Here is a 14,685-nt window from a genome sequence, read left to right as displayed (position 1 = left end):
TAGATAAACAGCGCAAACATTCACCAAAGCAATACATCTAGAGTTAAAACTCTAAAAAGCAGCATTTCTCTCCATTTTCGTGCCAGATAGGCGTCATTTCCATAATTTTCCACTCAAAATCCCCAATGGTCGGATTTGTATATCGTATACTTGCGAATAGGATCAGCCACCATTGAGCAATTGCTCAAATTAATCGCCCTGTAGAGGCGGATATATAAAGGAATAAATGAATGACTACCAACAACACGCGTCTGTTTAAAAAGTCTCTTTTAGCAGTAACAATTACACTGGCGTCTTCGCAAGCGATGGCAGCAGGTTTCCAACTTAACGCACAATCAGCAACCGGTATTGGCCGTGCTTTTGCTGGTGATGCTGTAATCGCAGATAACGCGTCAGTAATGGCACGTAACCCTGCAGCAATGGCACTATTTGATAAAACTGAGCTATCTCTTGGTTTTGAAAGTATTACTTCAATGATTGAAGTCAACGACGTTAACTACGTTGGTGGCAAGGTTCCGGTAAATAATACTGATGATGTAGGTGACACATCAATCGCGCCTAACATCCACTTAATCGTTCCGGTAAATGAAAAATTTGCTTGGGGTATCAATGCCTACTCAAACTTCGGTACTAAAACAGAGTTTGACGACAACTACCCGGCGGCTGAATACGGTGGCTTAACGGATGTTAAGAGCGTCAACTTTGGTCTTGCAGGTTCTTACCGACTAGACGACCAATGGAGCTTCGGTGCAGGTTTAGACCTTATTTATGGTCAAGGCACGATGAAACGTACCGCTGGTGCGGGTTTTGGCCCTGGAGATGCATCTAAGGGAATTCCACCGGCAGGCACTCCTTTATTAAACGTCGACAAAGCTGATGGTTGGGCTGTTGGCTTTAACGTTGGTACCGTTTATGAGTTAGATGAAAACAACCGTTTTGGTCTATCTTACCGTTACAGCCCTGAAATCACCGCTAAAGATGACAAGGGCCAAGAAATCACGCTACCACTACCAGACATCGCTGAATTCTCTGGTTTCCACAAAATTGAAGATACTAAGTTCGCAGTTCACTACTCTGTACAGTGGATCGGCTGGGGTGACTTCGACCAGATCGAATTCCAAAACCTATCTCAAGGTGCGATCAAAGGCGCTTACAATAAAGAATACAAATGGCAAGATGGCTGGCACTACGCAATTGGTGGTACATACTACCTAAACGATACGTGGACACTACGTACCGGTTACATGTATGACACCAGTGCACAAGACGAACTGACATCTATTTCTGTTCCAGATTCTGACCGTCAGTGGTTCTCTGCTGGTTTCACTTACCACATTGACACCGCTTCAAACGTAGACTTCGGCTTTACATACTTGTTAGGTGACGATGTGAAGGTTTCAGAAACCTCTTCAGGCACACCACTAACAGCGACGACACATGCTGATGCAATCCTATTAGGTCTTCAGTACAGCCGCAGCTTCTAATATAAAATTAGCTATAACCCCAAAGGGTCGCATTGTGCGACCCTTTTTGTTTTTCTAAACCACTGACCAACCTAAATTTAAGCTTACAACTGTAGCCTGCAGAGCAAATATACAGCTACAAGTGTACGCTCAAACTTCGCAACACAGCCGAAACATTTAGATGATTTCTCTAATAACTAAACACATTTACTCATTTAATCCCTAAAACACTGTTTTATTCGAATTTCATTTTTAAAGTAATAACTCTAAAAGTAGAATCACGCCACTAAATACTTATGATTCAGTGAACATAATAATGAAAATGAATAAAACTCTTCTATCTGCTGCAGTGGCAGTTGGATTACTTTCGACTTCTACCGTAACTAACGCGGCAGGTTTTCAACTAGCAGAATACTCAGCAACAGGCTTAGGCCGTGCTTACGCTGGTGAAGCAGCAATGGCCGACGGTGCAGACGCGCAATGGCGTAACCCTGCTATGCTGACTTACCTAGAAGGCACACAGGTTTCTGTGGGTGGAATCTACGTTGACCCAAATATTGATATTGAAGGGACTTCTACAACTCCTCGCGGAAAAACAACATCTAACTCTAGTGACTTCGCGCACAGTGCTTTTATTCCAAACTTTTATGTTTCTCATAAGTACAACGAAAAATTTGCGTTGGGCTTTGCTGCTGGTACTAACTACGGCATGGCTACGGACCTAGGTAAAGACTTCGGCGGTGCAAACCATGGTAACGAAGCAAGTGTGACGACTATGGAGCTGAACTTGAACGCTGCATATCAAGTGCTAGAGAGTGTTTCTATTGGTGGTGGCGTACGTTACATCATAGCTGAAGGTAGCTTTGGTGCAGTATCAACTAAAAACTCTCTTATTCCAGTGAAGTCTGGTACCTCTTTGAAATACATGGAAGGTGATGACACGGCATGGGGTTGGCAAGTTGGTACCGCTTGGGACATTAATGAAGACAACCGCCTTGGCTTTACCTACAAATCAGAAGTTGACCTGACTTTAGAAGGCTATGCAAAAGGCTTTGGTTTCAACCCAACAAAACCAGAAGCACACAAAAGTGGTTCAATGGACCTCGCTCTTCCGGCAACAGCTGAACTTGCTAGCTTCCACCAGCTGACAGACACTGTAGCGGTTCACGCAAGTATTAACTGGACGAACTGGAGCAGCTTTAAAGAACTTGTTGCTGATTTCCCTGGCGAGAAAAGCGTAGAGATCAAGCAAGAGAACTGGGAAGACAACTACCGTTTTGCAATCGGTACTACTTACCAAATGACCCCTAAACTAGCACTGCGTTCTGGTATTGCCTACGATACTTCAGCGGTAAGCGAAGAACACCGTACTGCGACGATCCCAGAAACAGACCGCACTTGGTTAAGTATTGGTGCGGGCTACCAATGGTCTGAGCAGCTAACTCTGGATGCTGGCTTCACTTACATTCTAGCGAAAGACGCGAAAATGCATGAAAAAGATCCAAAAGCAGATTACTTTGGTGGTAGCTTCGAAGGCGAAGTGACAGGCAGCATCTGGTTAGTCGGTATCCAAGCTAACTACCGCTTCTAGACTGGTTACCTAATTATCTACTTACCTTCTTACCGAAAGGTAGAAAAGTAGACAGCATTAAAAAGGCTCGATGTTGAATTAACATCGAGCCTTTCTCTTATCTGCTTATCTAAGCTTTGTATTTAGTAATCTTCGAGATACTCATCAATGAAATCTTCTTCCTCAAGATCAACCTCTTCTGGCTCGATCTCAGCTTTAAAATCTTGACGTTGGATGTAAATATCACGAGTCAAAGCATATGGGTCTGGAGAGTCATCTAATAAGGCTTCTTGCGAGGCCAACTGAGCACGTGTTTCCATACCTTCAAAGGCCCACTTCCCTAACTTTGCCCAGAAGGTAAACAGAGACAAAGGCACGTATAAGCTATCCACTTGCTCTGTTACTTGTCGAGTCGTCACAGGGCCATATCCCGGCAGCATAAAATACGGTCCATTCCCTACCCCATAATGACCAATCGCATCAGAAAACGACTTTTCGTCATATTTGGTGATCCCCGCTTCGCTAGCAATATCAATCAGACCAAGAAGACCAAAGGTAGAGTTAATCCAAAAACGATTGAAATGATCCAGCGCTTTCCCACCATTACCCATAATGAGATTGTTGAGCATACTTGATGGCTCATCTAAGTTGGCTAAAAAATTGGAAATACCAGAGCGAATTGGTACAGGGGTATAGTCAACATAGGCAAGAGAAACAGGTCGAACCAAATAAGGGTCGAGATACTCGTAGTTGATATCCCACATCGCTCGGTTGAAACCTTCAAAAGGGTCGTTCGGATGGGACTCTTCTACATATTCAGAGGTTTCGAGGTTATCACCGCCATTGCTGTCATCTGGTACGCTCGAACAACCTACCGTTAAGCTTGCGATGAAGAGTAAACTCGAAAGTCTTAAAACACTGATAGACATATCACCTTTTCCATAAGGAATAATAAAAAAGGCCAGCAATCGCTGGCCTCAATTGGTTGCGTAAGTCTATACCGTTTTTTAATAAATCGGAATAGCTAACACCTATGCAAAGTAATGATTAATATTGCTTATTGATATCAATGGTAACTGGGGCACCCAGTTCAACCACTTCACTTTCACCGTACCAATCACCGTCTCGAGTTGAAACGTTACCATCTGTATCAAGCCTAGCTCTAACCATTAGAGTTTCAAGGCTGGACAGTTTCTGTCCTTCCAACATGCTGTTGCCATCATCAAGAACGACAGTACGAGGGAAAGTTCCTAGCGGATAACGAGCCGCAGCAATCGGCATTGGTGAGCCGTCTGCTCTGTGCACTGATACAACTAACACTGAACTAGGGGCAGCATTCACATCACCAGATAACTCAAGCGTTACAGCAACAGTTTTACCTTGGTCAACGCCCATAGCATTACCCATTTTCTTCTGTGCACTTTCGATACTGCGCGACAACATTTCATAGCGACTGTCTTGTGGACCAATCATCTGTTGCATGATGGTCCAGTACTTAACAGCACCTGGGTAGTCTTGACGCTCAAACGCATCAAACGCTAGCAACGAGAACACACGAAGATCAACATAGTCGTTTTGAATCAAACGGCTCAAAATTAAACGTGCTTGGTTTTGATCCGCATCATCAGGTGAAAGCATCAATGCTTGTGCATAACCTAGCTGAACATCTTCATTTTTTGGCTCAAGCTTGTAAGCTCTTTGCATCGAATCTTTCGCAGTTTCAGCATCGCGGTTAGCCAATGCAATACGACCTAATAGTAACCAACCTGTCGAGTCTTTTGGTTGATAGTGCAGACGAGTACGAAGTGCCAGAGTCAAATCTTCTAGTTCATCATCCGTTAATGCACCACCTTCCGATGACATTAGCTTTTTAGACAACTCAGGAAGGTTTGAACTCACTTCTTGCCAGTGTTGGACTTTATCCAGAGCACCAAACTGAAAGTACATACCGTAAGTAACAACCACGACTAGGACAATAGATGGTACTACGACGCCCAATGTTGAGATTTGGGTCTTCTTCATCTCTTGCTGCGCAGGTACATCATCAAGTAGAGACTGTTTCAAATCAGCGATCAGTTCTTGTTGGTTATCAACAAGGCCTTCTTCTGCTTCCACTTCTAGCTCAATTAAACGATCTTTATAGAATGCTTTGTTCAACTCGTCACGAAGCATTTCATCATTGTTCGCCTTCTTATTAATGAAGGGAAGAACAATTAAGAAAATTGCTGCTAGCGAAAGGATAATGGTAGAAATCCAAAATAGAGTCATTACTTCTTATCTCCGTCGTTCTCTTCATCGAGTAACGCTTTTAAACGAGCTTCTTTGTCTGCATCCCAGTCTTTATCTGACTCTACTGCTTTCGACTTTGACTTTCGGCTTCGTAAAATGATCAAACCGAAACCAAACACGACTACTGCAAACGGACCAACCCAAAGGATTGATGTTGCTAATGTGAGTGGTGGGTTGTAAGTAACAAAGTTACCGTAGCGAGCAATCATGTAATCAATGATGTCTTGCTTCGACTTGCCATCTTTTGTCATTTCATACACTTTTTGGCGTAAATCAACCGCAAGCTCTGCGTTCGAATCACCAATGGTGTTGTTCTGACATTTAGGGCAACGCAGCGTGTTGCTTAGCTCTTTGAACTGCTGCTCTTGATCAACGGTATCAAATTCATGAAATTCGATAGGCGCAGCAGAAACAGTCGCCGAAATAGCAAATGTAGCGAATAGCGTAATCAGTGACTTCTTAATCATTTCGCTTCCTCCAACAGCTCTTGGTACATCGGCTCAAGCGTCGATGCCCAGTTAGTTGGGTTCACGTCACCAACATGGCGGTAACGAACTACGCCGTTAGCATCAATAAGGAAAGTCTCTGGAGCACCATACACACCAAGGTCAAGACCTAGCATACCGTTGCCGTCGAATAAACTGATCAGGTAAGGGTTACCCAGCTCATTTAACCAACCGACCGCTTTATTGCGATCATCTTTGTAGTTAAGACCTATAATCTTAACGCCTTGACCCGCTAACTTATTCAAGTAAGAGTGCTCTGCATAACAAGTAGGACACCAAGTCGCCCACACATTAAGAAGCAGTGGCTCACCTTTAAAGATGGCTTGGTCATGAAACTTACCCGGTTGCTCTAAGTCTTCTAGACCGAACTCAGGTACTGGCTTACCAATCAACACAGATTCAAGTTTAGTCGGGTCATCGCCCGACTGATTACGCATCAATTGAGTCGCAAAAATTCCAGCTAGAACCATGAACGCAATCAATGGAATGAATAATATCTTCTTGTCCATTAGAACTAAGCCTCCTGCTCTTTAGCCGACTTTTTCGTTGGCTTACGGAAACGGTAACGACGGTCACTGATAGCAATCACACCACCAATCGACATGATCAGAGAACCCGCCCAGATCCAACGTACAAATGGTTTGTAGTAGATACGTACAGCCCAAGATTTATTGTCGTCTAAACGTTCACCCATTGCGATGTAAAGGTCGCGCGTTACGCCACGATCAATCGCCGCTTCTGTCATCATCGACCTAGCTGTAGTGTAGAAACGTTTTTCTGCGTGAAGCGTGTTGATGTATTTGCCTTCTTTAGTAATTTCAAAGTCAGCAATGTAACCATCGTAGTTAGGACCATCTTTGTCACGAACCCCTGTAAACAGGAAGCTGTACTCTTCAAGTTGGTAGCTTTCACCTGGTGCTAAGCGTACATCACGCTCGATGCTGTAGTTTTGCACCATCGCAATACCAATCACTGTCACAGCCAAACCAATGTGACCACACATCATCGCCCAGTGGCTGCGAGGTAGTTTAGTCAGGCCTTTCAGGAATGTATGACGGTGTGTCGCGCGCTCATGAAGCTCAAAGCCATGCATGAAGATGATCCAAAATGCCATTACCCAACCAGCAAAAGCTGTGCCGCTGAAACGGTCAGCCAGCATCGTCACCATTAGCACACTTAAGCCCAATGAGAATGCACCCGAGATCAACATAGGTTTAACGAGCTTAGATAGGTTGTCACGTTTCCAACGGATCAGAGGACCGATACCAAGTAAGAACGAGAACGGGATCATTAACCAGAAGAACAACATGTCAAAGAATGGCGCACCGATAGATACTGAGCCCAAGCCTAACTGTTTATGAACTAATGGTAGCAAGGTACCGACTAACACAACCACAAGTGCAGCAATCAATAAGATGTTGTTGCCTAGCAGCGCGTTTTCACGAGAAACTAAATCGAAGTTACCACGAACACGAACCGATGCGCCTTTAACAGCGAACAACAGCAGTGAACCACCGATAACAAACACTAGGAAACCTAGAATAAACATACCACGAGCAGGATCCGACGCGAATGCGTGAACCGATACCAAGATGCCCGAACGAACTAAGAATGTACCTAGTAAGCTTAGTGAGAATGCAGAGATAGCCAGTAAAACTGTCCAAGCTTTAAACGTGCCACGCTTTTCTGTAACCGCTAGTGAATGCATCAGTGCAGTACCAGCTAACCAAGGCATGAATGAAGCGTTTTCTACTGGATCCCAGAACCACCAGCCACCCCAGCCAAGTTCGTAGTAAGCCCACCATGAACCTAGAGCGATACCTACTGTTAGGAATAACCAAGCAGCGATTGTCCAAGGACGAGACCAACGAGCCCATGCCGTATCTAAACGACCACTCATTAGGGAAGCGATTGCAAAAGAGAACGCTACCGAGAAACCTACATAACCCATGTAAAGCATTGGCGGGTGAATAATCAAACCCGGATCTTGCAGTAGTGGGTTCAAGTCACGGCCATCAACAGGGAAGAAAGGCAATGTACGTAGGAACGGGTTAGACGTTACGATAATGAACAGCAAGAACCCGACAGTAATCAAACCCATAATCGCCAGTACGCGAGCCACAGACTCTTGAGGCATACCACGACTAAACGTTGCAACTGCTACCGTCCAACCCGCTTGGATTAGAACCCAAAGCAGTAGTGAGCCTTCATGAGCCCCCCAAACCGCAGTGATTCGGTAGTACCAAGGCAGTTGGCTATTCGAGTTACTTGCTACGTATTGAATCGTAAAATCGTTAGTGTAGAACGCGTAACACAAGATAAAAAACGAAATCGCTAGGAATCCGAACATACCCCACGACAGCGGTCGTGCACTGTTCATCAATAATGTGTTATTTCGAGCGGCTCCATACAGTGGGAGCACGCTTAGCAGCAGTGCAAGTCCCAAAGACAGGATCATCGCAAAATGGCCGATCTCGGCTATCATTGAGCATTTCCTTCTTTTTGTTCAGTCGTGTATTGCAAAGGCTCATGAGTTTTCTTCATTGCTTCAGCAACTTCAGAAGGCATATATTCTTCATCGTGCTTTGCCAACACCTCAAACGCTTCAATTGTCGTTGCATCCTTAAGGACACCTTGAGCAACAATACCTTGGCCTTCACGGAAAAGATCAGGAAGGATGCCATCATATAGAATCGTCACTTTAGGACCTACATCAGCCAAATCGAAGCTTACACGCAATGATTCATTGTCACGGCTTACAGAGCCGACTACAACCATGCCACCAATACGTAAACGTTGGCCAACTTCAGGTTTTTTACCATCTTTGCCGTTGACGAGCTCGGTTGGTGTATAGAACAGATCCATGTTCTGGTTAAGTGCATAAACCATCAATCCAACAGTTGCACTGATACCAAAAAAGATCGCTAAGATAATGCCTAGCCTCTTTTTGCGTCTTGGGTTCATAGAGTGTTCTCCATATTTTTTGCTGCATCAATACGAGCTTGACGGTCAATCTTAGCTTGTACTTCATTTAATAATTGCTTACCACGACGAACACTTACGACCAGTAAAATGATCATCGCGAGGAATGTGATTCCAAATGCACTCCATACATATGAGGCGTAGCCACCCATGGCAAAGAAATCACTCAGAGATTCAAAATACATAATTACCTACCCTACTACGCTTTATTAGCCGCTAGCTTGCGAACCCATGGACGGTGACTCTCTTTACTGATGATTTCGTTTCTAAAACGCACCATAGTCACAGCACCAAAGAAAAAGGCAAAACCGAAGATGTTAAGAAGAAGCGGCCATAGCATGTCACTTGAAATAGAAGGCTTATCAAACTTAGTAATTGTTGCGCCTTGGTGGAGTGTGTTCCACCACTCTACTGAAAAGTGAATGATAGGTAGGTTGATGACACCAACGATCGCCAAAATACCCGCTGCTTTTGCTGCGGTTTTTTGATCGTCAAACGCGTGGTGAAGTGCAATCACACCCAAATATAAGAATAAAAGAATCAGCTCTGAAGTTAAACGTGCATCCCAAACCCACCAAGCACCCCACATTGGTTTACCCCAAACTGCGCCAGTTAATAACGCAATAAAGGTAAATACAGCACCAATAGGCGCCATAGCCAACGCAGCCATGTCTGATAACCTTACCTGCCATACCAAACCGATAAAGGCAGCAATTGCCATGGACATGTATACACCCATAGACCAGATTGCAGATGGAACATGGATATAGATAATTCGGAAGCTATCGCCTTGCTGGTAATCAGAAGGCGCAAATGCAAGCCCCCAGACAGTACCGGCGGATAGACATAATAGCGCTAGGATCGAAAACCATGGCAGAAGTTTACCAGCAAGCTGATAAGAGGTTTCTGCTTTGGCGTAGGGATGGAGCCATTTCCACATGTTGTAATCTCACTCTTACTTCATATTGCTTACAGCTATCACAGCTATAATTATTATAATTTATTTGGTTTACTTTGCCTTTCAGTGACTCTAGGCATTTGACAGCTTTAAATCGTTCACTTTAAACAAGCAAAGTGTTGGTGAGTGCTTAGTTACCTTAACCAAGTAATTAATTAGTTAACACTCACTCTCAGTGCTGCACTGATGGCAAATGGGGTGAGCGTCATCGCGCCCATTAGCATTGCCCCTAACACAGCTAATTGTCCGTTATACGCAACGCCTAGTGCTGCGGCATCAATCGCTGATGTAGCAAATATAAGAATTGGGATATACAACGGCAAAATAAGCAGACTTAACAGCACACCACCTTTTTGCAATCCAACCGTTAGAGCCACACCAATCGCACCAATAAAGCTTAATGCGGGCGTACCAACCGATAACGTTAAGACCACCGATAGCCAAGTATCGAAATCCAAAGACAGCAGTACCGCTAACAACGGACTGATCAGTATTAATGGTAACCCTGTCAATAACCAGTGTGCTATGACCTTGGACAAGACTACCAACTGCAACGGGATGGGCATCAACATCATCTGCTCAAGTGCGCCATCTTGAAAATCATCACGAAACAAACGCTCTAAAGAGAGCAATGCAGAAAGCAAAGCCGCTACCCAAACAATACCCGCAGCAATACGCGCAAGTAGGTTTGGCTCAGGGCCGATACTCAATGGGAAAAGGGTGATGACAATAATAAAAAACCACAGAGGGTTAAAGATATCGGCTTGGCGACGAAATGCGATCAATAGCTCACGTCGGATGATCGTTGTCATTGAAGAGATCATATTACTCACCCAACTTTATTTTTCTTAGTTTCGGGCTATCAGCAAACATATCCTGGTGTGTGGTTAATAACACAATGCCACCGTTATCTGCATGCTGAGAAAAAAGAGACTCCAGAACCTTAACACCCTGCTTATCTATTGCAGTCAGTGGTTCGTCTAAAATCCATAACATTTGCTTACTCAACCACAGGCGAGCCAACGCTACACGGCGCTGTTGCCCCGCTGAAAGTTGTCCTGCTGGGACGTCTTCTCTACCAGCAAGCCCTACTTGAGCCAATGCATTGTAAAGTTCTTCCTTACTCGTTCCACTACTGTGAATCGATTGATAGAAGCTCAGATTCTCATAGGCACTAAGCTCACGCTTCACGCCAGTTTGATGACCCAAGAAAAGCAAATTTTGGTGATACACATCTCGACTCGACTCAATAGATTCGCCATCCCAAGAGATAGTGCCGTCATCGCGATCGCCTAGCCCAGTGATAATCCTAAGGAGTGTCGTTTTCCCAGTACCGTTACGACCTTCAACTTGAACCAGTTCCCCGGGTTTCAATTGAAAAGACAGCGATTCAAACAGAACCCTGTCGTCACGAATAGCAGTTAAATTTGAGACTTCTAGCATAGGTAAATTTAGTCGAGTAATGAGAGGGCTATAGTAGCACACCAATAAGGTCACAAAACAGGACTAGGCCTTTTCGAAAGAACAAACTCCGTAAGAAACTGTTACCACCGCATCACAATTTACACATTTTCACCAACAAACAAGATATTGCATTAGATACAAATACTTATAAACATCGTTCTATATAGATATAACAGGCATAAAAAAAGAAGCCGAAGCTTCTTTTAAGAGAGTAGCGTGATAAACATCAATTGCTCATTACGCAGTAAGCGCTCAATTTAACGACGTCGAGTCGGGTCTCTGCGATCACGAGGGGGTGCAGGTTGTTCGTCATACGGTGAAGGGTTACTTCTTAACGAAGGAATTTTTTCTTTACCTGCGAGCTTATTCTGCAGAGACATCATCAGCTCAGCTTCCGCTTTAGGTAGTTCACACTCTTCGATCAGTTCGTTTATCCCAGCACCAAGCTGAACCATTTTTGTTGCACGCGTATACAGACGCCCGTCGGTGTCCGCATGTTCCAACTCAACAATACGTTCATTCAAATGCTTTATCAGATCTTGCTGTTCAGTCACTTTCTGGCCAAGACCAACCACAACAGAGCGAACCTCGAGTAATTGCTTACTCGACTTTTGAAGCTCTTTGTCTAAGTTACGAACTTGCAGGCGTGACTTATCGATCTGCTTTTGAATCGCACTTTTTACTTTGCTAATCAAAATCACAATGAATAACGTAAAAACCCCAACGCCAGATATCAGAGCGACAGGGCTTAAAGGAAGCGCTTCAAACATTACAGGTGAGCCATCTCATCCCACTCATCTTCGCTTAGTAGTTTGTTTAGATCTACTAAGATAAGCAGCTTACCATCACGGTTGCTAACACCTTGGATGAACTTAGCACTTTCATCAGTACCAACACTTGGTGTTGTGTCGATTTCAGAAGAACGCAGGTAAACCACTTCAGCAACGCTATCTACTAGGATGCCAATTACTTGGCGCTCAGATTCAATAACGATAATGCGAGTGTTATCGGTGATTTCACCTTGCATCAAACCAAAGCGAGAACGAGTGTCAATAACAGTAACAACGTTACCACGCAGGTTGATAATACCTAAAACGTAGTCTGGAGCGCCCGGTACTGGAGCAATCTCGCTATAACGCAATACTTCACGTACTTGCATTACATTGATGCCGTAAGTTTCTTCTTCTAGTTGAAATGTTACCCATTGAAGCACTTCATCATTAGTTTGATCTTTTCTTACTTCAACTTCACTCATATGAGACATAGATAATCCTCTTGCCGTCGTTGCCGACCACTATTATTAACTTGATGCTTATTGTTATATCAATCGTAGTAAATAACTGTTCATCCTAGCTTGTTAAAGTGCTCGATAACAGCGTTAGAATTTTTGATAGTAGAATAACTACTTATCAAAAATTTCCGCCTTATTCCCAAGCCTTTTTCCTACACTATTTTTGTGCACTTACTTACTGTGATTGGTATTAGCCCAATGATTTTACGTCTAGCCCTGCATTTAGCATGGCGGTTAATGCTTCAACATGGATCAAAGCACACATTTTTTCTTTTACCATACCAGCGAGCCATGGCCGTTTCCCTGCCGTTTCTCGCCAGCGTACTTTATCTGTATTAAGCAGTTCGGTACCTTTGAGCTCTGTGCTCGCAAGCCCCCACAAGCTTTCGCCAAGCATGACTATATATTGATAGTTATCTTTATAATCATCACATAATAGCTTTTCAGGCATTACCCATTTTGCGGTATCAACCACATCCAGCTTACTGTCACGATTAGTTTGCAACCCCAAATACCAAGCAGGTTTACCAATAATATGACTTACCTCTTCAAGGCGATGGATCCCCCCGAGTTCATCAAGTGGCACCGCAAACGTCACACCGTTCACATCAAAATACAGTACTTGAAAATCTTCAGTTCTAGCCGTCGTTTCCCAAGATGTAAACTGACCAGCTCCTCCGGCTTGGGTTTCAAGTTCGGTAACTGGATCGATTTGAGGAGATTCAAGATCGGATTCAGCCGCCTTAACTTCAAAATGTTCAGTTACGGGCACTTCAGTTTCAAGCGCTTCAGCTTCGACGACCCGTTCGCTTTCAACGGCTAATTCTGGTTCAGGAAGATCCCAATCTTGAATTTCAGGGTCTACAGACACTTGAACAGACTCAACTGCAGCATCAAACATTTGCATGTCTGCCTGCTGAGCAATTTGCTGCGTGTTCTGATCCATCAACTCATCTAGATTCAGCTCATCAACAACATTCGTTGCTTCTAACCGACTCAGAAGTTTCTGAACATCCTCAAGATTAGGCACTTCAAATTCTGCGGCGCGTATTTCAGCGTAGCTTGAATAATGACTTGTCGACAATTGTGGCTCTGGCTCTGGCTCTGGCTCTGGCTCTGGCTCTGGCTCTGGCTCTGGCTCTGGCTCTGGCTCTGGCTCTGGCTCTGGCTCTGGCTCTGGCTCTGGCTCTGGCTCTGGCTCTGGCTCTGGCTCTGGCTCTGGCTCTGGCTCTGGCTCTGGCTCTTTAGTTTGTGATTCGTCGCTAGACTCGTCAACAAAAAAAGCATCAGATTCAAAGTTTTCATCACCTAACAGCGCAGTGAAGTAATCATCGATTGCTTGTTCACTCGATAAACTTGGTTGCGTCATTGTCGATTCGTTATTCGCGCTCATTTATCGCTAACCTCTCGAGATAAATAAGCAGCTGTTTATAAGCAAACACACCACGGCTACCCGATGCAAAATGAGATGCAGGCAAACGCTTTAGACTGGCATCTCTAAACTTGGTATCAATCGGCACAGCAGATGTCCAAACTTGGTTTGGGTAGTCATCTTTAAGCTGAGTCAATGTTTGCAATGACGCTTTGGTTCGCTTGTCGTACATCGTCGGGACAATCGTCACCTTAAACGGTGTTTTGCGAGACTTCTGCATAATGGTTAGAGTGCGAATCATGCGCTCTAAGCCCTTCATTGCCAAAAATTCAGTCTGTACCGGAATCAAGATACGATCACTAGCAGCCAGCGCATTCACCATCATCACACCAAGAATAGGTGGGCAATCGATAAGCACGTAGTCATAGTCATTTTTCAAAACGGCCAAAGCTCGCTTTAGGATCAAACCCATACCACTTCGATTTCCCATTACACGGTCTAATGTCGCCAATGACATGTGTGCGGGAATAATATCGATACCTTCAATTTCAGTCTGTATTGTCAACTCTCTCACAGCTTGCGTAGAAAACTCACGCAGCTGGAACAGGTCAAACAGGCTCGATTCCACCGTATCTGAGTCGTAACCCAGATAGGTGGTTAGTGATGCATGAGGGTCAGTATCAACCAACAACACACGATGGCCCTTTAAGGCAAGTAAGCCAGCTAGGGTCACTGTCGTTGTCGTTTTCCCAACGCCACCTTTTTGGTTTGCAACACTCCAAACAATCAT

The 14,685-nt window shown here is 44.3% G+C and carries 16 protein-coding genes; 2 read left to right on the top strand and 14 right to left on the bottom strand.

Annotated elements, in window-relative coordinates; translation table 11 throughout:
- Window positions 1-230: 230 nt before the first annotated feature.
- Together OCV44_RS04405 and OCV44_RS04400 are read left to right on the top strand one after the other, a co-directional pair.
- Window positions 231-1,484, top strand: coding sequence for an outer membrane protein transport protein (locus tag OCV44_RS04405; protein WP_139685593.1), 1,254 nt, complete (start codon window positions 231-233; stop codon window positions 1,482-1,484).
- A gap of 295 nt (window positions 1,485-1,779) precedes the next feature.
- Complete coding sequence (locus tag OCV44_RS04400) at window positions 1,780-3,054, top strand: outer membrane protein transport protein (protein WP_139685594.1); 1,275 nt, start codon at window positions 1,780-1,782, stop codon at window positions 3,052-3,054.
- Window positions 3,055-3,176: 122 nt separating this feature from the next.
- Here the strand turns inward: OCV44_RS04400 and OCV44_RS04395 are convergent, their stop codons facing one another.
- The 14 genes from OCV44_RS04395 to OCV44_RS04330 all read right to left on the bottom strand — a co-directional run bounded on the left by OCV44_RS04395 (window position 3,177) and on the right by OCV44_RS04330 (window position 14,685).
- A complete protein-coding gene (locus OCV44_RS04395; protein WP_139685595.1) occupies window positions 3,177-3,962 on the bottom strand; it encodes an MlaA family lipoprotein in 786 nt (261 codons plus the stop codon).
- A 118-nt stretch (window positions 3,963-4,080) separates the two neighbouring features.
- On the bottom strand, window positions 4,081-5,301 hold the full coding sequence (gene ccmI / locus OCV44_RS04390; RefSeq protein WP_139685596.1) for a c-type cytochrome biogenesis protein CcmI: 1,221 nt from the start codon (window positions 5,299-5,301) through the stop codon (window positions 4,081-4,083).
- Window positions 5,301-5,789 (bottom strand): cytochrome c-type biogenesis protein, encoded by a 489-nt coding sequence (locus tag OCV44_RS04385; RefSeq protein ID WP_139685597.1) that lies wholly within the window; start codon window positions 5,787-5,789, stop codon window positions 5,301-5,303. The genes ccmI and OCV44_RS04385 overlap by 1 nt, the downstream gene beginning before the upstream one ends.
- On the bottom strand, window positions 5,786-6,337 hold the full coding sequence (locus OCV44_RS04380) for a DsbE family thiol:disulfide interchange protein (protein WP_139685598.1): 552 nt from the start codon (window positions 6,335-6,337) through the stop codon (window positions 5,786-5,788). The genes OCV44_RS04385 and OCV44_RS04380 overlap by 4 nt, the downstream gene beginning before the upstream one ends.
- Before the next feature lie 5 nt (window positions 6,338-6,342).
- Window positions 6,343-8,313 (bottom strand): heme lyase CcmF/NrfE family subunit, encoded by a 1,971-nt coding sequence (locus OCV44_RS04375; RefSeq protein ID WP_139685599.1) that lies wholly within the window; start codon window positions 8,311-8,313, stop codon window positions 6,343-6,345.
- A complete protein-coding gene (gene ccmE, locus OCV44_RS04370) occupies window positions 8,310-8,792 on the bottom strand; it encodes a cytochrome c maturation protein CcmE (protein ID WP_009848524.1) in 483 nt (160 codons plus the stop codon). Before ccmE ends, OCV44_RS04375 begins: the two co-directional genes overlap by 4 nt.
- Window positions 8,789-8,995: a heme exporter protein CcmD gene (gene ccmD, locus OCV44_RS04365; protein ID WP_009848525.1), complete on the bottom strand. Its 207-nt coding sequence runs from the start codon at window positions 8,993-8,995 to the stop codon at window positions 8,789-8,791. Before ccmD ends, ccmE begins: the two co-directional genes overlap by 4 nt.
- A 14-nt stretch (window positions 8,996-9,009) precedes the next feature.
- Window positions 9,010-9,750: a heme ABC transporter permease gene (locus OCV44_RS04360; protein ID WP_009848526.1), complete on the bottom strand. Its 741-nt coding sequence runs from the start codon at window positions 9,748-9,750 to the stop codon at window positions 9,010-9,012.
- A gap of 173 nt (window positions 9,751-9,923) precedes the next feature.
- The gene (gene ccmB, locus OCV44_RS04355; RefSeq protein WP_009848527.1) at window positions 9,924-10,592 is read right to left on the bottom strand and encodes a heme exporter protein CcmB; all 669 of its coding nucleotides are present in this window, start codon (window positions 10,590-10,592) and stop codon (window positions 9,924-9,926) included.
- A gap of 1 nt (window position 10,593) precedes the next feature.
- A complete protein-coding gene (gene ccmA / locus OCV44_RS04350; protein ID WP_086050382.1) occupies window positions 10,594-11,211 on the bottom strand; it encodes a cytochrome c biogenesis heme-transporting ATPase CcmA in 618 nt (205 codons plus the stop codon).
- A gap of 278 nt (window positions 11,212-11,489) precedes the next feature.
- Window positions 11,490-12,002 (bottom strand): DUF2802 domain-containing protein, encoded by a 513-nt coding sequence (locus OCV44_RS04345; protein ID WP_086048970.1) that lies wholly within the window; start codon window positions 12,000-12,002, stop codon window positions 11,490-11,492.
- Window positions 12,002-12,496: a chemotaxis protein CheW gene (locus tag OCV44_RS04340; RefSeq protein WP_009848530.1), complete on the bottom strand. Its 495-nt coding sequence runs from the start codon at window positions 12,494-12,496 to the stop codon at window positions 12,002-12,004. The genes OCV44_RS04345 and OCV44_RS04340 overlap by 1 nt, the downstream gene beginning before the upstream one ends.
- 217 nt (window positions 12,497-12,713) lie before the next feature.
- The gene (locus OCV44_RS04335; RefSeq protein ID WP_261900928.1) at window positions 12,714-13,916 is read right to left on the bottom strand and encodes a chemotaxis protein CheW; all 1,203 of its coding nucleotides are present in this window, start codon (window positions 13,914-13,916) and stop codon (window positions 12,714-12,716) included.
- On the bottom strand, window positions 13,903-14,685 hold the full coding sequence (locus OCV44_RS04330; protein WP_139685242.1) for a ParA family protein: 783 nt from the start codon (window positions 14,683-14,685) through the stop codon (window positions 13,903-13,905). Before OCV44_RS04330 ends, OCV44_RS04335 begins: the two co-directional genes overlap by 14 nt.

This window comes from Vibrio tasmaniensis (genome assembly GCF_024347635.1).
In the GTDB taxonomy this organism is placed as follows: Bacteria; Pseudomonadota; Gammaproteobacteria; order Enterobacterales; family Vibrionaceae; genus Vibrio; species Vibrio tasmaniensis.
Note: the sequence above shows the minus strand (reverse complement) of the source record. Positions and strands in the feature narration are given on the sequence as shown.